The sequence below is a fragment of the Pseudomonas fluorescens genome, assembly GCF_019212185.1.
Classification (GTDB): Bacteria; Pseudomonadota; Gammaproteobacteria; order Pseudomonadales; family Pseudomonadaceae; genus Aquipseudomonas.
Window position 1 is genome coordinate 2,435,307 of sequence record NZ_CP078138.1, and the last position, 19,734, is coordinate 2,455,040.

At 57.2% G+C, this 19,734-nt stretch carries 15 protein-coding genes and 4 pseudogenes; 8 read left to right on the top strand and 11 right to left on the bottom strand.

Annotation, left to right across the window (positions count from 1 at the left end; translation table 11 throughout):
- The first annotated feature begins 44 nt into the window (after nt 1–44).
- Nucleotides 45–842, top strand: a complete 798-nt coding sequence (locus tag KW062_RS11195) for a CPBP family intramembrane glutamic endopeptidase (RefSeq protein WP_105756065.1) — start codon at nt 45–47, stop codon at nt 840–842.
- Between the two features lie 340 nt (nt 843–1,182).
- On the opposite strand, the pseudogene KW062_RS11200 reads toward KW062_RS11195, so the two are convergent.
- Nucleotides 1,183–1,464: pseudogene (locus tag KW062_RS11200) on the bottom strand (hypothetical protein); the annotation flags it as partial.
- A gap of 407 nt (nt 1,465–1,871) precedes the next feature.
- Between KW062_RS11200 and purU the strand changes: the two are divergent.
- Together purU and KW062_RS11210 are read left to right on the top strand one after the other, a co-directional pair.
- On the top strand, nt 1,872–2,681 hold the full coding sequence (gene purU, locus KW062_RS11205) for a formyltetrahydrofolate deformylase (protein ID WP_105756066.1): 810 nt from the start codon (nt 1,872–1,874) through the stop codon (nt 2,679–2,681).
- Between the two features lie 216 nt (nt 2,682–2,897).
- Complete coding sequence (locus tag KW062_RS11210) at nt 2,898–3,872, top strand: TerC family protein (protein WP_105756067.1); 975 nt, start codon at nt 2,898–2,900, stop codon at nt 3,870–3,872.
- A gap of 210 nt (nt 3,873–4,082) precedes the next feature.
- Here the strand turns inward: KW062_RS11210 and KW062_RS11215 are convergent.
- Together KW062_RS11215 and KW062_RS11220 are read right to left on the bottom strand one after the other, a co-directional pair.
- Nucleotides 4,083–4,868, bottom strand: a pseudogene (locus KW062_RS11215) (TrkH family potassium uptake protein); the annotation flags it as partial.
- Between the two features lie 193 nt (nt 4,869–5,061).
- Nucleotides 5,062–5,568, bottom strand: a pseudogene (locus tag KW062_RS11220) (IS5/IS1182 family transposase); the annotation flags it as partial.
- Nucleotides 5,569–5,745: 177 nt separating this feature from the next.
- Here KW062_RS11220 and KW062_RS11225 point away from each other — a divergent pair.
- Together KW062_RS11225 and KW062_RS11230 are read left to right on the top strand one after the other, a co-directional pair.
- On the top strand, nt 5,746–6,306 hold the full coding sequence (locus KW062_RS11225; RefSeq protein WP_105756068.1) for a hypothetical protein: 561 nt from the start codon (nt 5,746–5,748) through the stop codon (nt 6,304–6,306).
- A 5-nt stretch (nt 6,307–6,311) separates the two neighbouring features.
- A pseudogene (locus tag KW062_RS11230) lies at nt 6,312–6,641 on the top strand (IS5/IS1182 family transposase); the annotation flags it as partial.
- A 218-nt stretch (nt 6,642–6,859) separates the two neighbouring features.
- Here KW062_RS11230 and KW062_RS11235 read toward each other — a convergent pair.
- The 4 genes from KW062_RS11235 to KW062_RS11250 all read right to left on the bottom strand — a co-directional run bounded on the left by KW062_RS11235 (nt 6,860) and on the right by KW062_RS11250 (nt 10,887).
- Entirely contained in the window at nt 6,860–7,876 is a 1,017-nt protein-coding gene (locus KW062_RS11235; RefSeq protein ID WP_105756069.1) for a transketolase family protein, read from the bottom strand.
- Nucleotides 7,873–8,721: a transketolase gene (locus KW062_RS11240; RefSeq protein WP_105756070.1), complete on the bottom strand. Its 849-nt coding sequence runs from the start codon at nt 8,719–8,721 to the stop codon at nt 7,873–7,875. Before KW062_RS11240 ends, KW062_RS11235 begins: the two co-directional genes overlap by 4 nt.
- Before the next feature lie 17 nt (nt 8,722–8,738).
- Nucleotides 8,739–10,037 (bottom strand): MFS transporter, encoded by a 1,299-nt coding sequence (locus KW062_RS11245; RefSeq protein ID WP_033866393.1) that lies wholly within the window; start codon nt 10,035–10,037, stop codon nt 8,739–8,741.
- Between the two features lie 100 nt (nt 10,038–10,137).
- Entirely contained in the window at nt 10,138–10,887 is a 750-nt protein-coding gene (locus tag KW062_RS11250; protein ID WP_027620487.1) for an SDR family NAD(P)-dependent oxidoreductase, read from the bottom strand.
- Nucleotides 10,888–11,094: 207 nt separating this feature from the next.
- On the opposite strand from KW062_RS11250, the gene KW062_RS11255 reads away from it, so the two are divergent.
- Nucleotides 11,095–12,009 carry a LysR substrate-binding domain-containing protein gene (locus tag KW062_RS11255; RefSeq protein WP_027620486.1) on the top strand — a complete coding sequence of 305 codons (915 nt, stop codon included), beginning with the start codon at nt 11,095–11,097 and terminating at the stop codon, nt 12,007–12,009.
- Nucleotides 12,010–12,163: 154 nt separating this feature from the next.
- Here KW062_RS11255 and KW062_RS11260 read toward each other — a convergent pair whose 3' ends face one another.
- Nucleotides 12,164–13,180, bottom strand: a complete 1,017-nt coding sequence (locus KW062_RS11260; protein ID WP_158261861.1) for an NADP-dependent oxidoreductase — start codon at nt 13,178–13,180, stop codon at nt 12,164–12,166.
- A gap of 808 nt (nt 13,181–13,988) precedes the next feature.
- Here KW062_RS11260 and KW062_RS11265 point away from each other — a divergent pair.
- A complete protein-coding gene (locus tag KW062_RS11265) occupies nt 13,989–15,248 on the top strand; it encodes an IS256 family transposase (RefSeq protein ID WP_105756142.1) in 1,260 nt (419 codons plus the stop codon).
- A 139-nt stretch (nt 15,249–15,387) separates the two neighbouring features.
- Here KW062_RS11265 and fdhA read toward each other — a convergent pair whose 3' ends face one another.
- Together fdhA and KW062_RS11275 are read right to left on the bottom strand one after the other, a co-directional pair.
- Entirely contained in the window at nt 15,388–16,587 is a 1,200-nt protein-coding gene (fdhA, locus tag KW062_RS11270; protein ID WP_218424834.1) for a formaldehyde dehydrogenase, glutathione-independent, read from the bottom strand.
- A gap of 66 nt (nt 16,588–16,653) precedes the next feature.
- Complete coding sequence (locus KW062_RS11275; protein ID WP_158261853.1) at nt 16,654–17,721, bottom strand: aromatic ring-hydroxylating dioxygenase subunit alpha; 1,068 nt, start codon at nt 17,719–17,721, stop codon at nt 16,654–16,656.
- A 114-nt stretch (nt 17,722–17,835) separates the two neighbouring features.
- Here KW062_RS11275 and KW062_RS11280 point away from each other — a divergent pair, with 114 nt between their 5' ends.
- Nucleotides 17,836–18,783: an AraC family transcriptional regulator gene (locus tag KW062_RS11280; protein WP_105755718.1), complete on the top strand. Its 948-nt coding sequence runs from the start codon at nt 17,836–17,838 to the stop codon at nt 18,781–18,783.
- Between the two features lie 127 nt (nt 18,784–18,910).
- On the opposite strand, the gene KW062_RS11285 is transcribed toward KW062_RS11280, so the two are convergent.
- The gene (locus KW062_RS11285) at nt 18,911–19,732 is read right to left on the bottom strand and encodes an SDR family NAD(P)-dependent oxidoreductase (protein WP_105755717.1); all 822 of its coding nucleotides are present in this window, start codon (nt 19,730–19,732) and stop codon (nt 18,911–18,913) included.
- Between the last annotated feature and the right edge of the window lie 2 nt (nt 19,733–19,734).

Consider the following 19,734-nt stretch of genomic DNA (forward strand, 5'->3'; position numbering starts at 1 on the left):
TAGTTCCCATGCCTTTGGTACTTCACGTCGGAGGGAGGCCACCTATGGATAACTGCAAGCAGCCAACAGACCATGACGAATCCGGGGCGGATGAGCGCTTCCACTGCCTGGAGTACCTAGACGACGACTTCCCCTACTACAACGGCAAGCCCGTGGGCCTTTCAGGCAAACAATGGCTGCTGCTGATGTTTGGGGTGCTGGCCGGGTTCCTGGTGTTGATAGCGCCGTTGCCATTGTTTGCGGGAAACATTGGGCAGTTCATTCCCGCAACCCTGTTCTTCGCCATTCCGCTGGCGACGCTGGCATGTATCACTCCGCAACATTGGATGGCACTGTTCCACAGGGTCACGGGCCGCGACATCAAATGGATGATACTGTTCGCGCTGCTCAATATCGTGGTCACCATGGTCATAGGCCTGGTGGTCATGAAGACCCTGGGTACGCACTCAAACCCGGTTTTCGCAGGGATGGCGACGCAAACACCCGTCGAGCACCTACTGTTCTTTCTCAAGACGCTGCCGCAGTTATTGGGCGAGGAGGTGCTGACGATCTTGCCATTCCTTGCACTGATGACGTTCCTGAACACGCGATTGCACTGGTCACGCAAGGGAACGATCGTCGGTGCCTGGCTATTGTCGGCCCTGCTCTTCGGCGCGGCGCACCTGCCGACCTATGATTGGAACATGGTGCAGGCGTTCGTCGTTATCGGCAGCGCTCGGCTGGTCCTGCTGCTGCCCTATATCATGACGAAGAACATCTGGGTCTCCACGGGTGCTCATATACTCAACGACTGGACGCTCTTCATCATCGCCCTGTTGGGCGCCATCCCCCCTGGGCACTAAGGCCAAGCCGAGTTGCGCGATCGGCCGGGCCAAGCCCTGTGGGTCTGCCGGCCGCGCGCGAAAGAGGCGCTTGGATGCATCAGAGGTTGCCTTCAGACCCGGTGTAACTTGCGCCCTGGACTTTGCCACTGGCACTGGACAGGCACGACCAAGGCGCGTCCGCCTCAGGTACGCTGATCGTCACGCCAATTCCTGCTTCGGCGGTCATGACGTCGGTCACCGAAAGTTTGCTGACGGCCACACCGGTTTTCTTCGCCACCTCGGCCAGGCAGGCCTTCTCCGCCTTGCTGGTGGCAGATGTGCCACTGTTGCTATTGGCACTCACAGCGCCCGATGTCGCTAGCTGGCAAACCCCGTTAGCCCCGCCTTTACCGGTATAGGATACGTCCCATGATTCATCTGGATTGCGCGTGAGGGAAATCGCCACGCCAGAGCCCCTGGCTTCATAGGCGTTGTCGTTGAACTTCTTCAGTTTGGCCTCTTTGCCATTGATGAACACTGGCCCGCCCTTATCCGCGTGCACGGCGATATTGGTCGGGCACTCGTAGTTGAGCTGCGGAATATCAGCACTGGCCGCGGTGGCAAACAGTAAAGTGGTGGCTCCCAACAAAAACCTGTTCATGTTCATGCGACGTTCTCTTTCCGTTTGAGAGTGGTTGGGTTTACTGCACAAGCATCATTGTCATGCGACAGCGCACGCAAGGCCGAAGTTAGCTGAAACGACTTGTCTCCACCTCGACGACACGGCTTCGGCAGTATAGGTGGTAGTGGGCAGTTTGAACGGCCACACGCTCACGGCCGGATCTAATTGTCGGGTAGTCAGACGCGGTTGCCCGCATCCCCCGGACATGCGAGTTTCCCAGCACACGGCTCAAGCCTCTGCTAAGGCGCTATTGGGCACCCGGTTGTACATCGTCGACGTTGGCAAATTGCACATCCCTTGGGCACCGCAGGTGGTAGATCTCAAGATTGGCGGCTGCATCCGTCCCTCCGTGACTCAGCTTCACAACATGGCGGCTATGCCTCGGTGTGTCTTTGGTGACCGGCTCAAGGCATGCGCAGCTTATGAGTCAGGGCACACGCCTTGAGGAAGCCTCGCAGTTCTCTGACGAAGAGAGCAATCGTTTCTTCAGTCGCATGGTTGTTCGCGCGGAGACCCTGCCGTTTGACATCGAAGTGTTGAAACGCAAAGTCGAACCGCTCGCACAAGAGATGTCGATGAACTGGCGTCTGGTCGACAGCGACCAGCGCAAGCGTGTGGTGCTGATGTGCAGCAAAGGCTCGCACTGCATGACCGATCTGCTCGATCGCTGGAAGACCGGTGATCTAGTCTGTGACATCGCCTGTGTGATCTCCAACCATGAGGATTTGCGCAGTCTGGTTGAGTGGTACGGCATTCCATTCGAATACGTACCGGTCGACAAAGACAACAAGGCCGCAGGGTTTGCCAAAACCGAACAACTGATCGATGAGTACCGCGCGGACTGCATCGTTCTTGCTCGTTACATGCAGATCCTGCCGCAGAACCTGTGTGAAAAATACCGCCATAAAGTGATCAACATTCATCACAGCTTCCTGCCCTCGTTCATCGGCGCAAAGCCGTATCACCAGGCATCCCGTCGTGGAGTAAAGCTGATCGGCGCGACCTGTCACTACGTGACCGAAGACCTCGACGAGGGGCCGATCATTGAGCAGGACGTCGTGCGCGTCAGCCACGAACAGTCTGTTGATGATCTTGTGCGGTTAGGCAAAGACGTCGAAAAAACCGTATTGGCCCGTGGGCTTCGAAACCATCTCGAAGATCGTGTGCTCGTGTATACGCCAGCATTACCGGCTTAACAGTTTCCAGATTTTTCGAAGGGTGTAGCAGTTCGTTTATCGAGATCGAGTGAGGCGGGATTGTTGGCGGGCCATGCTCCTCGCCTGGGCCTCGTGCCCTGAACCAATACTTCGTAAAAAACGAACTGTTCGCAACGAATAAACGATTTTTGTTGATGTAGAAGGCTCGTTAACATGACTCCTCCAGTCTATTTCTGTTTCATGCGGAGACAGTCAATGACCTCCATCAGCGTCGGCCAACCCTGGATGTGGGCCGCCTTCGTCGTGTTCGTCCTTGCCATGCTGGCGCTCGATCTGTTCGTCTTCGGCGGACGTAAGGCGCATCGTGTTTCGGTCCGCGAAGCGCTGGCCTGGGTCATCGCCTGGATCAGTTTGGCGCTGGTCTTCGCCGTCCTGCTCTGGTGGTATCTGCGCAGCATGTTCGGCGTCGAAGTGGCCCAGCGTACAACGCTCGAATTTCTGACGGGTTACTTGATCGAACAGTCGCTGTCGATCGACAACATGTTCGTTTTCGTGATGATCTTCGGCTACTTCGCCGTGCCGCCAGAGTTGCAGCGCCGTGTCCTGCTCTATGGCGTGCTCGGCGCCATCGTCATGCGTGCCGGTATGATTTTCGCCGGTGTCTGGCTGGTGCGGGAGTTTGCCTGGCTGCTCTATGTCTTTGGTGCTTTCCTCGTCATCACCGGCATCAAGATGCTGATCTTCGCCAACCAGCAGCCAGACCTCGAAAAGAACCCTTTGCTACGCTGGCTGCGTAGCCATATTCGCATCACCGACGGCTTTCACGGCGAGCGCTTCTTCGTGCGCCAGAACGGCCTGCGCTGGGCGACGCCGATGTTCCTCGTGCTGGTGCTGATCGAGGCCAGTGACCTGGTGTTCGCGGTGGATAGTATCCCGGCTATCTTCGCCGTCACCACCGACCCCTTCATCGTGTTCACCTCCAACATCTTCGCCATCATGGGCCTGCGCGCACTGTATTTTCTGCTTGCCGACATGGCCGACCGCTTTCACTTGCTCAAATATGGCCTGGCCATCGTACTGGTGTTCATCGGCGGCAAGATGCTGCTCGCGCCGTGGTGGCACGTGCCGATCCAATGGTCGCTGACCACAGTCGGCGGCATCATATTGATTTCGGTCCTGTTGAGTCTGGCTTTAACGAAGAGCAAAGCACGGCTTATGGAAGAGCAATGATGAATCAGAGATGTTGGCGCTGATGCGGTTTTGACCCAGGCTACCGGAAATCAATGACCTCCCCGATTACTTTGTAATCGATGGTCTTATGCGTGTCTTCACACACCTCCTTGTCACGGATCTTGTGAATGACCGTTTTAGCGATTTCATCCTGTCGCAACCGGCTGAAACGGCCAGAAGCCGCCTCTCGACAAATACAACCATCGATCATCAATATCTCCAGAAAACGGGAGTTACCAGTACCAGCACAGTCAGGATTTCCAGCCTTCCTAGAAGCATTCCAACGGTCAGTAGCCATTTGGCGGCATTCGGTAATGTTGAGAAATTACCTGCCGGCCCAATGATCGTGCCGAGCCCTGGCCCGACGTTACACACCGCAGTAGCGGCGCCGCTCAATGCTGTTGTCCAATCAAGTCCAATGAGAGCCAGGCCCAAGGCGATGACAGCAATGGTGATGGTGAAGAAAAACGAGAAGGTCAGCAGCGAGCGCACGATCTCCTCGTCGATGGGATGGCCGTTGTATTTCTTCTGAATCACGGCTCGAGGATGGATCAACTGCTTCAAGCTGCTGACCAATAGAGCGGCAGCCACCTGAAAACGGAAGATTTTAAGACCGCCTGCCGTTGAGCCGGAGCAGCCACCAACAAAGGTCAAATAGAAAAACAGCAAGACAGCGAAGCTGCCCCACAAGGTGTAGTCGCCAACCGCAATTCCGGTGGTCGTGACAACCGATGTCACATTAACTGCCACGATACGAAACGCATCCCACCATCCGTAATCGCTGTGGAGATACAGCCAGGTGCCTACAGCCAGTGATGTGACGAGCAAGAACCCAATGAATCCGCGGACTTGGTGATCCTTGATCAGCGCACGTCGATTACCCCGCAATGACGCGACATACAAGGTGAATGGCAGACTGCCCAGAATCATGATGGCTACCGCCACCCAGTGAATCGATGGTTGCGTCCAATGCCCAAGAGAGGCATCAGAAGTTGAGAGGAAGACATCAAGGTTGGCCGTCACTTCAGAACCTGTTCACCACGCTGGGTGATTTTTGGGTTCTGCGTTGATCTTTGCAGCTTGGGCAGTGGGTTAATTTGAGGGTTTTTGCTGATTCCGGGTGTACCTATCCCGTGGCCGGCGGCCCTTGTGAGGTGAGCGAACAACGCTGGTTCCTGAAGGCCCGCTACTCGCTACGCAGGGCGTGCCCCGTGGGGCAACGATATTCCTGCGCTTCTTCATTCCATTGAAAATCACTGATCGAGAGGCTCCCGACCTCGGCGGTTCGATGAGCTGGCGTCGGTTCCACATCCATGATCACGCCATGCTCGACATCAATCAGGTAGTTCGTCGAGTACGCGAAGAACCCCGGACCTCCTGGCACTGCGGTCCAACGAGAAAGCGGATCAGTCAGCGACAGGCGCTTGGGCAGTGCTTCGGCCAAAGCTTCTTCATCCAGCGCTTCAAGGTATTCACGGACGGCGCGAGTACTAAGCGACGGATCGCTCCAGTTGATCTATTCATTTCCGGGTACGCCACGTCGCCGACTGGCGTGCGCCTTGATGACGCTCGCGCCCACAGCAAAACCTTCGCCCTTGACCAGACCGGCGTCCATGCAGCGACGCAGCACTTCGTTGAACAGCCAGCGAAACAACGAGCTGTCGCGAAAACGAAAAGAGCGGCCATTGGTGAAAGACAGAATCCGTCTGGATTTACGTTGCGTGATTCGGCGAGTAAGAGCCTGAGCGCCTCAGACCTTGCTCTTTAACAGCAGCATCCAGTGGATGTGATTGCCTGCGCAATTGCGGTTTAAAATTTCTATTTGACTACTTCGGGGCTACGCTAGCCTGATCGTTACCTGACAGGAGGCTTCATGAGCAACTTTCCTATCGTTGCCACGGTTCTTTCGATGTTGTTGGGACTGTCTGTCACCCGTCTACTTCTTGGTGTGTTGACCGTTTTCCGAATCCGCCGTTCCGCGGCGCCCGATTGGGTTGCACTTGTCTGGGCAATCATGCTTTTCACGATACAACTGGATTTCTGGTGGGCTGTCAATGCACTGCCTGAGGTAAAGGAGTCATACTCATTTTCAGAGTTTTTATTGCTCGTTCTATTGGCGCTTTCACTGTTTGTTTCTGCCGCCCTATTGCTGCCAAGCCGAAGTGAGGACGAGCAAGATGGCCTTCGTGTTTACTTCGAACAGGATGGCCGTTATGCACTGTTATCGCTGTCGACTTATCTTTTTCTCGGATTTGTCGTAAACATCCTTTTATTTAAATCCTCTCCGATAGCGCTGTGGGGTGCCTTTGACGTTATTATGATTATTCTTCCTGTCTGTGCATTTTCTGCCAAATCACGAAAGTTATATTCTTTTATAACTCTGATTTATGTGCCGCTTAGTGCGATTGACTTAACCATTTCACTCACAAACTAAGCAAGTTGTGTGATCATTCGGAAGATTACGTAGCCGAAGAAAATCCAGTGCGTGTGGTCGATGTTTTCGTCGGTGAGCTCGACCTGGGCGCACTGGGTTTTGAGGGCGTCGATCCTGCCGCAACGGGTCGTCCGACCTACCACCCAGCGGTGTTGCTGAAGATCTATATCTACGGCAAAGCCATTCGCAGCGTATGCCGCCAGTTCGTAGTTCGTTGTCGCAACCTCAATTTCTTCTCCCAATCGATCATCGCCATCGATGGCAGCAAGTTCAAAACCGTCAACAACCGTGAGCGCAATTTCACCCAGGGAATAGTGAAGGCACGCATGTCTCGACCTTCACTTGTTGGACAGGCACTCACAGGAGTGCGCCTAAACACACCAAAGCTATCCACAATTAGCGTGGGTAGATCTGTGGATAATTGCCCAGAGGCCACGGATTACGGGGGCTGCAATGTTTTGTTCATAAATTGATCAGGCTGTCGCGCTGGCACTCGACGGCCGCACCAGTGTCACGGCTTCGGCACCCGTTTCCAGGTGCCGGACCCGCCCAGCTACAACCAGGCTTTGATCTGCGCGCACACCGCCTGAGTCGAAATCCCGTAACGATCATGCAAGGTCGGCAGGGCGCCGGCGTCGAGGAACGCGTCGGGCAATGCAATCTGCCTGAACGTCGGCGTCACGCCGTTACGCAGCAGCACACCTGCAACGGCCTCGCCCAAGCCGCCAATGATCGAGCTGTTTTCTGCAGTGACTACCAGGCGCCCGGACTTGCGAGCCTCCGCCAGAATGGTCTGTTCATCCAGCGGCTTGATGGTCGGTACGTGCAGCACCGCGACATCCACGCCGTCAGCTTTCAGGGCCTTGGCCGCTTCCAGCGAGCGCATGGTCATCAGGCCGGTGGAGATGATCAGCACATCGTTGCCGGTGCGCAGGGTCTTGGCCTTGCCGATTTCGAACTGGTAGCCGTATTCGTCCAGCACCAGCGGCACGTTGCCGCGCAGCAGGCGCATGTAGACCGGCCCCTGGTGGGCGGCGATGGCGGGTACGGCCTGCTCGATTTCCAGGGCATCGCACGGATCGACGATCATCAGGTTGGGCATGGCGCGGAAGATCGCCAGGTCGTCCGTGGCCTGGTGGCTGGGGCCGTACCCGGTGGTGAGGCCGGGCAGGCCGCAGACGATTTTGACGTTGAGGTTTTCCTCGGCAATCGCCATGCAGATGAAGTCATAGGCGCGGCGCGAAGCGAACACGGCGTAGGTGGTGGCGAAGGGCACGAAGCCTTCACGGGCCATGCCGGCGGCGGCACTCATCAGCAACTGTTCGGCCATGCCCATTTGATAGAACCGGTCCGGATGGGCCTTGGCGAAGATGTGCAGGTCGGTGTACTTGGACAGGTCGGCGGACAGCCCGACAATGTCGGCGCGTTGTTCGGCCAGCGCCGCCAGGGCGTGGCCGAAAGGTGCGGATCGGGTGGCCTGGCCTTCGCAGGCAATGGACGCAATCATCGCCGAGGTGGTCAGGCGCTTCTTGCCCGGTTCGCTAGTCGAAGTGTTGGCGGCGTTGCTCATTGGTTTTTTCCTTGTTCAAGGTTGTTCAGTGCCAGGTCCCACTCATGTTCTTCCACGCGGATGAAGTGGTTTTTCTCGCGGTTCTCCAGGAAGGGCACACCTTTACCCATTTTCGTGTCGCAGATGATCACCCGTGGCTGGGCGTCGGGATGGTGGCGGGCGGCATCGAATGCCGTGACCAGTGCATCGATGTCGTTGCCATCCACGCGCTGGGTGAACCAGCCAAAGGCTTGCCAGCGATCGACAATCGGCTCGAACGAGAGGATTTCACTGGAGTAGCCATCGGCTTGCTGATTGTTGACGTCGACGATGGCGATCAGGTTGTCGAGCTTCCAGTGGGACGCCGACATCACCGCTTCCCAGGTCGAGCCTTCATTCAGTTCGCCGTCCGACAGTAGGTTGTAGACGAAGGAGGCCGAGCCTTTGCGCTTGAGCCCCAGGCAGGCACCGACCGCAATGCCCAGGCCCTGGCCTAGCGAACCCCCGGTTATTTCCATGCCCGGGGTGTAGGCGGCCATGCCCGACATCGGCAGGCGGCTGTCGTCCGAACCGTAGGTTTCCAGCTCATCGAGCGGGATGATCTCTGCTTCGATCAGGGCCGCGTACAGCGCAATCGCGTAGTGCCCGATGGAGAGGTAGAAGCGGTCGCGCGCCTCCCATTCCGGGGCCTGCGGCTGATGATTCAGCGCATGGAAGTAGGAGACTGCCAACAGGTCGGCCGCACCGAGGGCCTGGCCGACATAGCCCTGGCCCTGGACCTGGCCCATGCGCAGCGCGTGGCGACGAATGTTGTGTGCGCGTTCAACCAGCGTCGTGGTTGAAGCAGTTGAAGGATTAATTGTCATGATGAAACTCCGTTAACTCAACGATTGACCAGGGCGGCGGGGATGCGCAGCACCAGCAGGGCGCCGGCCACCAGCACGCCGGTGATCAGGTACATGCCGATGGCGCTGGAGCCGGTCAGTGTGGTGATCCAGCCAATCAGGTAGGGCGAGCAGAAGCCGGCCAGGTTGGCGAAGCTGTTGACGGCCGCGATTCCGGCGGCGGCGGAAACGCCACCCAGCAGCGTGGTGGGCAGCATCCAGAACAGTGAGGTCGCGGACAGGATGCCGGAGGCCGCCAGGCACAGACTGAGGATCGACAGGGTCACATTGCCCCCCATCAACGCCGCCAGACTCAGGCCGACAGCGCCGGCGATCATCGGCACGATCAGATGCCAGCGCCGTTCACGATGTTTATCGCCACTGCGGCCGACCAGCAGCATCGCCACGATCGCGCAGAGGTAAGGCAGGCTGGTGAGGAAGCCGATGTGCAGTGGGTCGGCAACCCCGGCGTTGCGCACCAGTGTCGGCAGCCAGAAGGTGATTGCGTACTGACCCATCACCACGCAGAAGTAGATGGCGGCCAGCAACCACAGACGGCGATCACGGATGAACTCGCCGACGGAGGCATGGGTGACTTTCTGCTGATTGTCCTCGGCCAGTTCCCGAGTGATCAGTTGCTTTTCTTCGTCGTTGAGCCAGTTGGCCTGATGCACGCCGTCCTTGAGATAGCTCAGCACCAGCAGGCCGACCAGCACCGTCGGCACGGCCTCGAGGACGAACATCCACTGCCAGCCGGCCCAGCCATGCATGCCGGCGAAGTGGTTCATGATCCAGCCGGAGAGCGGGCCACCGACCATGCCCGACAGCGGAATGGCGATGAACCACAACACGGTCATGCGGGCACGGCGATAGGACGGGAACCAATAGGTCAGGTACAGCAACAGGCCCGGCGCCAGGCCGGCTTCGGCGATGCCCAGCAGAAAGCGCAGGGCATAGAACTGCCAGGCGGTTTCGACGAAGGCGAACAGGGCGGAGACGATGCCCCAGGTGATCATGATGCGGGCGATCCAGACCCGTGCGCCGACCTTGTGCAGGATGATGTTGCTCGGCACTTCGCAGAGGAAGTAACCGATGAAGAACATGCCAGCGCCCAGGCCGTAGACCGTCTCGCTGAGGGCCAGGTCGTTCATCATTTGCAGCTTGGCGAAGCCGACGTTGACCCGGTCCAGATAGGCGCACAGATAGCACAGCATCAGGAACGGCATCAGGCGCCAGGCCGTTTTACGGTAGGCGGAGGAGCGCACGGTCGAAACCGCTTCGAGCGACAGGGTTGTCATGATGGTTCGATCTCTTGTTTTTATTGACCGCCAGGCCCCGAGGCCCGGCTGCATCATCGATCCAGAACCGCACGGGCCAGGCAGGCCCGCCCAGGTGTAGTCAGTGAATCAGCATGCCGCCGTTCACATCCAGGGTGATGCCGGTCAGGTAGGAGGATAGGTCGCTGGCCAGGAACAGCGCGGCGTTGGCGACGTCCTGCGCGGCACCGAGGCGGCCCAGGGGGATGCCGTCGATGATCGCGTGACGGCGATCGTCCTGCATCAGGCCGCCGGTAATGTCGGTATGAATCAAGCCTGGGGCGATGGAGTTGACGCGAATGTTGTCGGGTCCCAGCTCCCGCGCCATGGCTTTGCCCAAGCCCAGCACACCGGCCTTGGCCGCACTGTAATGGGGGCCGCCAAAGATGCCGCCGCCTCGTTGCGCGGACACCGAGGACATGCAGACGATGCTGCCGCAAGCCTGTTGGCGCATGAATGGAATCACCGCCTGGGACATCAGCAGGGTGCCGCGCAGGCTGACGTCCAGCACCTTGTCGTAGTCCGAAGGGCGAATATCCAGGGTTTTCAGCGGCTGGGTGATGCCGGCGTTATTGATCAGAATGTCGATGCGGCCGAAATGCTCGATGATTTTCGCCACGGCCTGCTGGACCTGCGATTCATCAGCGACGTTGGCCGCCAGACCCAGATGACCTTCGCCCAGGCAGGCGGCGGCATCGCGGGCAGCGGATTGATCCAGATCGAGGATCACCACATGGGCGCCCTGTTGCGCGAAGGTGGTCGCTGTCGCACGGCCAATGCCACGTGCGGAGGCCGCACCGGTGATGATCGCGACTTTGCCTTGGAGAAGCATGGGAGTACCTCATTGTTCTTATTGGAGAGTGTTGTTGGGTCGATCCGCAGCGAACCGATGACCCAGCTTGTGCTCCACCCCGTCCCTGAGCAATAACGCAAACCTCACTGGGTGCTGAAAAAAATTCAGCACTCGTCATTTGTGCCGTTGGCTGGTTGAATGGCACGACGCCCAGCCCACGCCACTTGCAGCGGAATAATCCTCATCATGCGCTCAGACGACGATGCTCCCGCCACACTGCCACCCCTGAAAGCCATTCAGGCCTTTGAGCAAACAGCGCGCTTCGGCAACGTCGCCCGTGCCGCTGAACTGCTCGACCTGACACCCTCGGCCGTCAGTCACCAATTGGCCAAGCTCGAGGCATTAATCGGGCGACAGCTGTTTTTCAGAACGGCCCGAGGCGTGACCCTGACGCCCGTGGGGGAGCAGTACCTGACCGAGATTTCCGGCATTCTGCACAGCCTCGCCGTGGCCACCGAGCGCGCCACCAGTGACGTCAGCCTCGATTGCCTGCGCCTGCACTCATCCCCCAGTTTCGGCTTGCTATGGCTGATGCCACGCCTGGAACAATTTCGCCAGAGTCATCCGGACATCCAGCTCAACCTGTCCTGTTCCTATGAGTCGTTGCACTTCAGTCGCGATAAGATCGATGTCGACATCCGCCACGGCATGCCCAACTGGCCCAGCTACGAAGTGCGCACCATCCGCAACGAAAGGATCGCGGTCATGGCCTCGCCCAGGCTCCTGGAAAAGCGCCCGATCCGCACCGCAGCGGATTTGCTCGACAGCCAATTGATCCTGTCGGAAGCGACCCTGATCAAGTGGCCGCAGCTGTTTGCCCAACACGGTGTGTCGCGCCCGGAAAAGCCCTATACCCTGAGCTTCGACCGTTCCTACATGACGCTGGAAGCAGCCCATCACGGCCTGGGTTTCGCCCTGGAAAGCACCTTGCTGGCCCAGGATTACCTCGAGCGCGGTGCCTTGGTCGAGGTCGCACCGGCATTGAGCTCACCGATCACCGCCCACCACCTGGTGTTTCCCCGCGCCCATTCGAACTTTCCCCGAGTGCGGCGCTTTCTGGAGTGGATGCAGAAGGAGTTGGGGCATGATTTCAGTTATTGATGTTCCCTCAGTCGGCCCGATGGTGTCGCCCCATGTTGAAATGTACAAAAGGGGGCTGGAGCCGGGAGAGCAGATTTACTATCGATCGCCGACGTCAGTTCCATGGGAACTGACGTATCCAGCTAAAGCCCAATCGCGGCGCAAAGGCACGTGTCTAGATACAAGCAACCCTAACCATGAGTTTGCCATTGTTGCTACCTTTGAAAACATGTTTCAAAGCTTCTGGAGCCAACTCCAGTCCTTCCACAATATGGGCGCGATGCTGAATTTTTCCGCGCTCGTAAAAATGTTTGAGGATCGCGTCGAATTCACCCATTCGAGATGAAAAGTCTGGCACGACGAAACCTTGAATATGGGCTCTCCTGAACAATATCTGTGGCAGATTTTCACATCCATAGGCGTGTATCGGGTCAGCTAAGTCGTACTGCGACATAGCCCCACACACTGCAATTCGGCAACCAACTGCCATATTGGAAAGTACGGCGTCAAGAATCGGGCCACCGACATTATCGAAGTAGACGTCGATGCCCTCGGGGCAAAGCTGAGACAAAGCAACTGCCACGTCTTCGTGCTTGTAATCGATTGCGCCGTCCAGGCCAAACTCGCTGATCAATAGCCTGCATTTCTCTGGGCCGCCGGCGATGCCAATGACTCGGTTGCCCTGTGCTTTTGCCATTTGTGCGGCAATGGATCCAGTTGCACCCGCCGCTCCTGATACAACCACCACATCATTTGGACTTGCTTGCCCAATCTCAAAAAGTCCAATGGCTGCAGCGCGACCCACATGCGAAAAAATCGAAAGGTGCGCCTCCAGGGGTATATGGGACCCACTGGTAAAACGCTCGATAAGCATCGGTTGTGCAATGGAGTATCGCTCCCAACCCCACATGCCTTTGACCAGATCGCCGGGGGCGAAATCCGTTGAGCGAGACGCCTCAACTACTCCTATAGCCTGGCCAATCATTACACTGCCTATCGCGAGAGGCAGATAACTGGAGCTGGGTTCAAGCTTCAACCAGTTACGGCTGGTGGGATCCAGGGAGATCAGTAGGGTCTTTACCAAGACTTCACCATCGCCAGGCTGCGCAATGGGTCTTCTTTCCCAGCGCAGACACTCAGGGTTGTATTCACCCCTTGAGGGTTCAGCGATTACCCAGGCTTCGTTTTGCATATGGCTTCCATCTCGTTGTTTTCGATTGTCGCGACAAAGCATCAAAGCAAGGTGGCTCGGAAATGGAGAACCCTTTAAAAAAACCAGGTCCGTCCCCTGACATTTACTTGATAAGTGGCGTTCGCGATGGGTGAACTCATTCCGACTCAAACGCCAAGATGGCCTTGATCAACTGACGTGCAGCATCACTAGCAAATCGGATTTGAAGTGTCCGTCGCTGGTTACCCGGGTGTGAGGGAGCGAACTCCACGAGCAATTCTCGATCTGCGGCTTCAAATCGCACCGCGGAAAGCGCCTGTATATGAGCGATAGTGAAAATCATCGATTAGTCTGATGCCAGAAGCGCAGTAGTGCCATTCGCCTGTGGCATCCCTCCCAGAGAAACAGTTAGTTTGAGTAATACGTCAATCGCAAGCTCAGGAATTCAGGGCCATCCTCGAAACCCTTGCGGCAGATTGCACGGTGCATTGGCTATCTGACAGGCGCTAGGCACCTGGGGGGTATAAGAGCGGGGAGCAGGTGAGATTAGTAAAATGGCCATTGCTGCGAAAAGGCAGGCCAGCAGTGCGATCGATTTTATTTTTGTTTTCATTTCTTCGTCTCTTGAGGGCACAAATTAGCCTCAGCTTGCGTTGCCTGAAGGCGAATGGGTCCTATCTTTCGGTAGTGCGCAGATGTCTTCGACGAGTGGGATTTGCGGGTCTGAGGTATAGATTCAGAGCCAGCGAATAGCTGACACGGATGGCATAACTCAGGGGGGGTGTCAGAAATTTTGTGTTCGGGCATAACATGAGTAAGAGGTGCATGTATGCCAACCAAAAAGAAATCTGAGCGCCAACCGGTGCGGGAGCTGCCGAAGCTTCCAAAGGAACTGCTGGATCAACTCCCTCAAACACTGATGACCGCTGAGGCGATCGAAGAGGCTTCTGCGGCCTTCAAGAAAGCGCTGATTGAACGCGCCCTAAATGCCGAGCTTGGCCACCATTTGGGTTATCCATCGGGCGCGCAGCGCCCGGAGGACGAAACCAACCAGCGCAACGGCAAGAGCGGCAAGACGGTGCTCACCGGCGATGGCCCGATACGCCTGGATATTCCGCGCGACCGCAACGGCAGTTTCTCGCCGATTCTGATCCCCAAGCATGAGCGCCGTTATACCGGTTTCGATGACAAGATCATCGCCATGTACGCCCGTGGAATGACGGTCAGAGAGATTCGTGCGTTTCTTTCTGAGCAGTACAGCACGGACGTCTCGCCCGATTTCATCAGCTCTGTGACCGACGAGGTCATGGAAGAGATTGGCGCGTGGCAACAGCGCCCGCTGGAGCCGATGTACCCGGTCATTTTCTTTGATGCGCTACGGGTGAAGATCCGCGAAGAAGGCTTGGTACGCAACAAGGCCATTTACCTGGCGTTGGGTGTTTTACCCGACGGGACGCGCGATATCCTGGGCATCTGGATCGAGAACACCGAGGGTGCGAAGTTCTGGATGAAGGTGTTCAACGACCTCAAAACGCGAGGCGTCGAGGACGTGCTGATTGCCGTGACCGATGGCCTCAAGGGCATGCCAGAGGCCCTCAGCGCAGTGTTTCCAGAAACAACACTGCAGACATGCATTGTGCATCTGATTCGCAACAGCCTGGACTACGCGGCTTGGGACAAGCGTCGAGCACTGGCCAAGGCGCTGAAGCCGATTTATCAGGCCATCAACGCAGAAGCGGCTGAGCAGGCCTTGGATGAGTTTGAAAACGGGCCTTGGGGCAAACAGTATCCAACGGTCGTGGCCGCCTGGAGACGCGCTTGGGATCGAGTGATTCCATTCTTTGTTTTCCCGCCCGCCATCCGGAAGGTGATCTATACCACCAACGCGATTGAGAGCATCAATGCTCAGCTACGTAAGATCATAAAGACCCGTGGCCACTTCCCGAACGACGATGCAGCGACCAAACTGATCTGGTTGGGGCTACGAAACATCACGGCAAACTGGGGTTCAGCGGCCCATGACTGGAAAAGTGCGATGAATCAATTTGCGATTCTGTACGGAGATCGGTTCATCAGGCCGACCTGGTGAAAATCAGGGCCTGCCTGACGGCAGGCCATTACCGGCCCGCACACAAAAAAACTGACAGTCCCAACTCAGGGGGGGTGATAGGCCACTATGAGCACGACGCAGCGGCATTTCGCCGCCACGCCCGGGAGCCAGTTAAAAATCAGGCTGCACTAAAGGTTTTATGCGGATCTATGACGAATTTCTTCGGCACTCCCGCGTCAAACTCGCCATACCCCTCAGGCGCCTGATCCAGGCTGATCACCTGCACACCCACCACTTCAGCGATGTTGATGCGGTCCCACATGATCGCCTGCATCAGTGCGCGGTTGTACTTCATCACCGGGGTCTGGCCGGTGTGGAAGCTGTGGGATTTGGCCCAGCCCAGGCCAAAGCGGATGCTCAGGCTGCCCATTTTTGCCGCAGCGTCGACTGCGCCCGGGTCTTCGGTAACGTACAGGCCGGGGATGCCGATCTTGCCCGCTACACGGACGACGCCCATCAGGGAGTTGAGTACGGTGGCAGGGGCTTCGTGTTTGACGCCGTCGTGACCGTGGCCACGGGCTTCGAAGCCCACGCAGTCAACGGCGCAATCGACTTCCGGTTCGCCCAGCAGTGCGGCGATCTGTTCGTGCAGCGGTGCGTCTTTGGACAGGTCGACGATTTCAAAACCCTGGGCCTTGGCGTGGGCCAGGCGGATGGTGTTGACGTCGCCGATGATCACCACCGCAGCGCCCAGCAGGCGTGCCGAAGCGGCAGCGGCCAGGCCGACTGGGCCGGCGCCAGCGATGTATACGGTGCTGCCCGGGCCGACACCGGCGGTGACGGCACCGTGGTAACCGGTAGGGAGGATGTCGGACAGGCAGGTCAGGTCGCGGATTTTCTCCATGGCCTTGTCGCGATCCGGCAGTTTCAGCAGGTTGAAGTCGGCGTACGGCACCAGCACGTATTCAGCTTGGCCGCCAGTCCAGTCGCCCATGTCGACGTAGCCGTAAGCACCACCAGCACGCGCCGGGTTGACGGTCAGGCAGACGCCGGTGTGTTGCTCTTTGCAGGAACGGCAGCGCCCACATGCAACGTTAAAGGGTACCGAGACCAGGTCGCCGATTTTCAGGTTTTCGACGTCGCTGCCCTTCTCGATCACCTCACCGGTGATCTCGTGACCCAGCACCAGGCCGGTCTGGGCGGTGGTACGGCCGCGCACCATGTGCTGGTCTGAGCCGCAGATGTTGGTGGATATGACCTTGAGAATGACACCGTGTTCGATCTTCCGACCCCGAGGATCCTGCATCTTCGGATAATCGATATTTTGTACTTGAACGTTGCCCGCCCCCAGATAAACCACACCGCGATTACCAGACATAGAGTGTTCTCCTGTGTTGTGAGGTCGCCGACCTTTGATGCTGCAATTACTGATGTTGTGTGAGAATTACTGAGAGGTTGCGACCTGTTGCGCCCGTGCTCTCTCTTCTTTCTTCAATTTATCCAGAACCCAGCGCATCTGAGACAGGGCATTGTCGAAAGCAATCGGTACCTGCTTTGGATTTGGCGTGTGTTGAAGGACGCGGGCTTGTGCTTCAATCATGACCCGATCTTCCTCGAAGGCCATACGTGCGATGGCGATCATGTCATCGGCAAGTTTCTCGCTGCATCCGGCAAGAGCGTGGCGATTAGGCGCCCATGAGAAGAAGTACCGAGAGGTATCGTCATTGGTTGGCGTGATGGCCTGGCATGTCACGTCGTGAGTGATCGGGGCCACACCTTGCGGTTTTTCACCGTTGAATTGCTCCAGGGTGCCGCGTGGAAAACTGTACGAGTTCATCACCATCACGCCTGGTGCCAGATAATCGTAAGCCGTGAAAATATCCACGGTGTCGGAATCAACGACCCCTTTAATGTGATTCGGTGTGGGTTGTGCAGGTAACCAACGTTCGACACGTACTCCGCGATCGAGCCGGCTAACCTTCGGTCGAACGTGTGCCCAATCTATGCCCATGCCGAAGCTTTCTGGATGGAGGAAATAGAGGTGTGAAAAGTCCAGCAGGTTGTCGTTAACCAACTGATAGTTGGCTTGATATTCGATGCTGCCTGATCTGAAAATCCAATCTGGATGATCATGACCTACAGCTGGAGGAATAAGCGCGGGATCTGCCTGCTGTGGGTCGCCGAGCCAGACCCATACCCAACTGTGTTGCTCAATGACAGGGAAGCTACGGACGCATGTTTGCGCAGGAACGGTGTCTTGACCAGGTATCTCGGTGCATTTGCCTGAACTGTCAAACTTCAGACCGTGGTACATGCAGCGAACGGAGTCGCCTTCTTTTCTCCCTATGGATAACGGCGCCGAGCGATGGCAGCAGCGGTCCTGGAGGGCGGCGATGGCGCCGTTTTCCATGCGATAGAGCACGATTGGCTCATTGATAATGGTTCGAGCAACCAGCCCGTCAGTCACCTCATAGTTCCACGCTGCCACATACCAGCAGTTGTGCAAATACATAAATCCTCCGGTGGCTTGTTGTTGTATTTGTATCGTCAGCTTATGGATGAGAGGATTAGTCTTCCATGCCGTATAGCATCGTTTTTCGGCTGAATTCATCACATTGGGGGGCGTGTGGATCTTCTAGGCGAAGTACTTTTATCTCTTAAGGTAGAGGTGAACTCGGGCGGCATCTATGCGCTGGGGGATCCGTGGGGGCTAAGGGTCCCCTGCTTTTCTGCCGCCAGCGCCTTCACGTTGTGTTGCCTGGATGCCCCGCTGTGGTTGATGGTTGCCGGACAAGCCCCGGTTCGGCTCGAACCGGGCGACTCGGTACTGATATTGCACGGCGCTGCGTATAGGGTGGCCTCGAGCCCTGACGCGGAATGCATCGATTTGATGGATTACTGGCACGCGAGAGGATTACCGTTGCTGGTCGCCGGAGAACGGCAGGCGGCTCCTATTTCCGGACTGGAGTTGGGGCAGGGCGAAAAGGTGGGGCGGATGATGATTCTCGCCTTTTTACTTCAGGCCGCGGACAGCAATCCGTTGTTACGGTCATTGCCCCAGATGATTCACCTGCACGGGAGTGCCAGCGGCATGTTCCCCTGGATGAATTCAATGCTGGAGTTTCTCGTCAGCGAAGATACGGCCAACCGCGCCGGTTACGTGGCGACTGCTGCACATCTTTCAAACTTGATTTTTACAAGTTTTATCCGAGCGCATGCGCTGTCAGTTCCAAGGGAGAGTAGCGGCTGGCTGCAGGGGCTGGCGGATCGACGCATTCGCCAGGCTCTGGTTTCCATGCATGCGCGCCCCGGTGAGCACTGGACCACCGAGTCACTGGCGGAAGAGGCGGGAATGTCTCGTCATACCTTTGGTCGCCGCTTCACTCGACTGGTGGGTCAGTCGCCCATCGATTATTTGATAGATCTTCGGATGCAGGTGGCGGCGGAGCATCTGCGCGCCGGCAATCCGGTTGCTCGAGTGGCTGAAGCCGTGGGGTATCAATCGGAGCGTGCCTTTCGCGAGGTTTTTCGCAGGCGATTTGGAGTACCTCCGTTGCGCTATAGCAAAGCATAGCCATCGGTGTTGAGCAGAGGGCCAACCCTTACGCAACGGTTTGATCGAATGTGTAACATCGGCCTGAATCAGCAGCGCCAACATCAGGCTAGCGCTGCGGATAAGGGCGTTTGCTCTGCGGCTCCGGTTAGTCTGCCTGGCCTAACAGGCCGCCACCGTCGATAACGATTTCGGTACCGGTGATGTAGGAAGACGCTGCAGAGGCGAGGAGGAGGGCAACCCCCTTGATTTCTGCGGGCTCCGCAACGCGATGCTGCGGGTTTCCCGCCTCCAGCAACCGCCGCATTTCGGGATCGTTGACATGGCCATCTGCGATATTGGTAGCGAATGCACCCGGGGCAATGGCATTCACCTGAATGTTATACCTGGCCAGCTCCAAAGCGGCTTGACGCATCAAATGGGAGGCGCCGGCCTTTGCCGGGAAGTAAGACGTGCCTACCCAGGCGGCATTGAGACAGCTTGCAATCGATGTGGTCACCACGATCTTGCCGGAACCCTGGGGTTTCATATGTCTGGCTGATTCCTGCAGACAGTACAGCACGCCATTCAGATTGATCGCCATGACTCGCTCCCAATTGCTGAGGTCAAGGTTTTCCAGGCTACCGTCCAAAAGTCGCTGCCCCTCGCGCCCAAGAAAACCAGGACCCGAATCGATCCCTGCATTCGCGAATACCACGTCCAGCCTGCCGTAATGATTGACTGTGTTTTGAAATACTTTGGCGACGGACGCCCGGTCGCTGACGTCTACGAGTTCACCACGTACATCAAAGCCGCGGCGAGTGAGCGAAGAGACTGCGTCATCGAGGGAATGGGCGCTGATGTCCATCAGGGTGACTTGTGCACCATTTTCTGCAAGCGCTTCTGCGCAGGCCAATCCGATACCGCTAGCTCCACCAGTGACTACACAAGCTCGACCGGATACGTCGAACAAACGTGAGGCTGTACTCATCT

Bases quoted from the DNA above. Each gene is read 5' to 3' on its own strand.
- KW062_RS11245 (WP_033866393.1), bottom strand. From the start codon at position 10,037: ATGACAACCCTGTCGCTCGAAGCGGTTTCGACCGTGCGCTCCTCCGCC.
- KW062_RS11260 (WP_158261861.1), bottom strand. From the start codon at position 13,180: ATGCAAAACGAAGCCTGGGTAATCGCTGAACCCTCAAGGGGTGAATAC.
- KW062_RS11265 (WP_105756142.1), top strand. From the start codon at position 13,989: ATGCCAACCAAAAAGAAATCTGAGCGCCAACCGGTGCGGGAGCTGCCG.
- KW062_RS11255 (WP_027620486.1), top strand. From the start codon at position 11,095: ATGCGCTCAGACGACGATGCTCCCGCCACACTGCCACCCCTGAAAGCC.
- KW062_RS11275 (WP_158261853.1), bottom strand. From the start codon at position 17,721: ATGTATTTGCACAACTGCTGGTATGTGGCAGCGTGGAACTATGAGGTG.
- KW062_RS11235 (WP_105756069.1), bottom strand. From the start codon at position 7,876: ATGAGCAACGCCGCCAACACTTCGACTAGCGAACCGGGCAAGAAGCGC.
- KW062_RS11225 (WP_105756068.1), top strand. From the start codon at position 5,746: ATGAGCAACTTTCCTATCGTTGCCACGGTTCTTTCGATGTTGTTGGGA.
- KW062_RS11250 (WP_027620487.1), bottom strand. From the start codon at position 10,887: ATGCTTCTCCAAGGCAAAGTCGCGATCATCACCGGTGCGGCCTCCGCA.
- KW062_RS11240 (WP_105756070.1), bottom strand. From the start codon at position 8,721: ATGACAATTAATCCTTCAACTGCTTCAACCACGACGCTGGTTGAACGC.
- KW062_RS11210 (WP_105756067.1), top strand. From the start codon at position 2,898: ATGACCTCCATCAGCGTCGGCCAACCCTGGATGTGGGCCGCCTTCGTC.
- fdhA (WP_218424834.1), bottom strand. From the start codon at position 16,587: ATGTCTGGTAATCGCGGTGTGGTTTATCTGGGGGCGGGCAACGTTCAA.
- KW062_RS11285 (WP_105755717.1), bottom strand. From the start codon at position 19,732: ATGAGTACAGCCTCACGTTTGTTCGACGTATCCGGTCGAGCTTGTGTA.
- KW062_RS11195 (WP_105756065.1), top strand. From the start codon at position 45: ATGGATAACTGCAAGCAGCCAACAGACCATGACGAATCCGGGGCGGAT.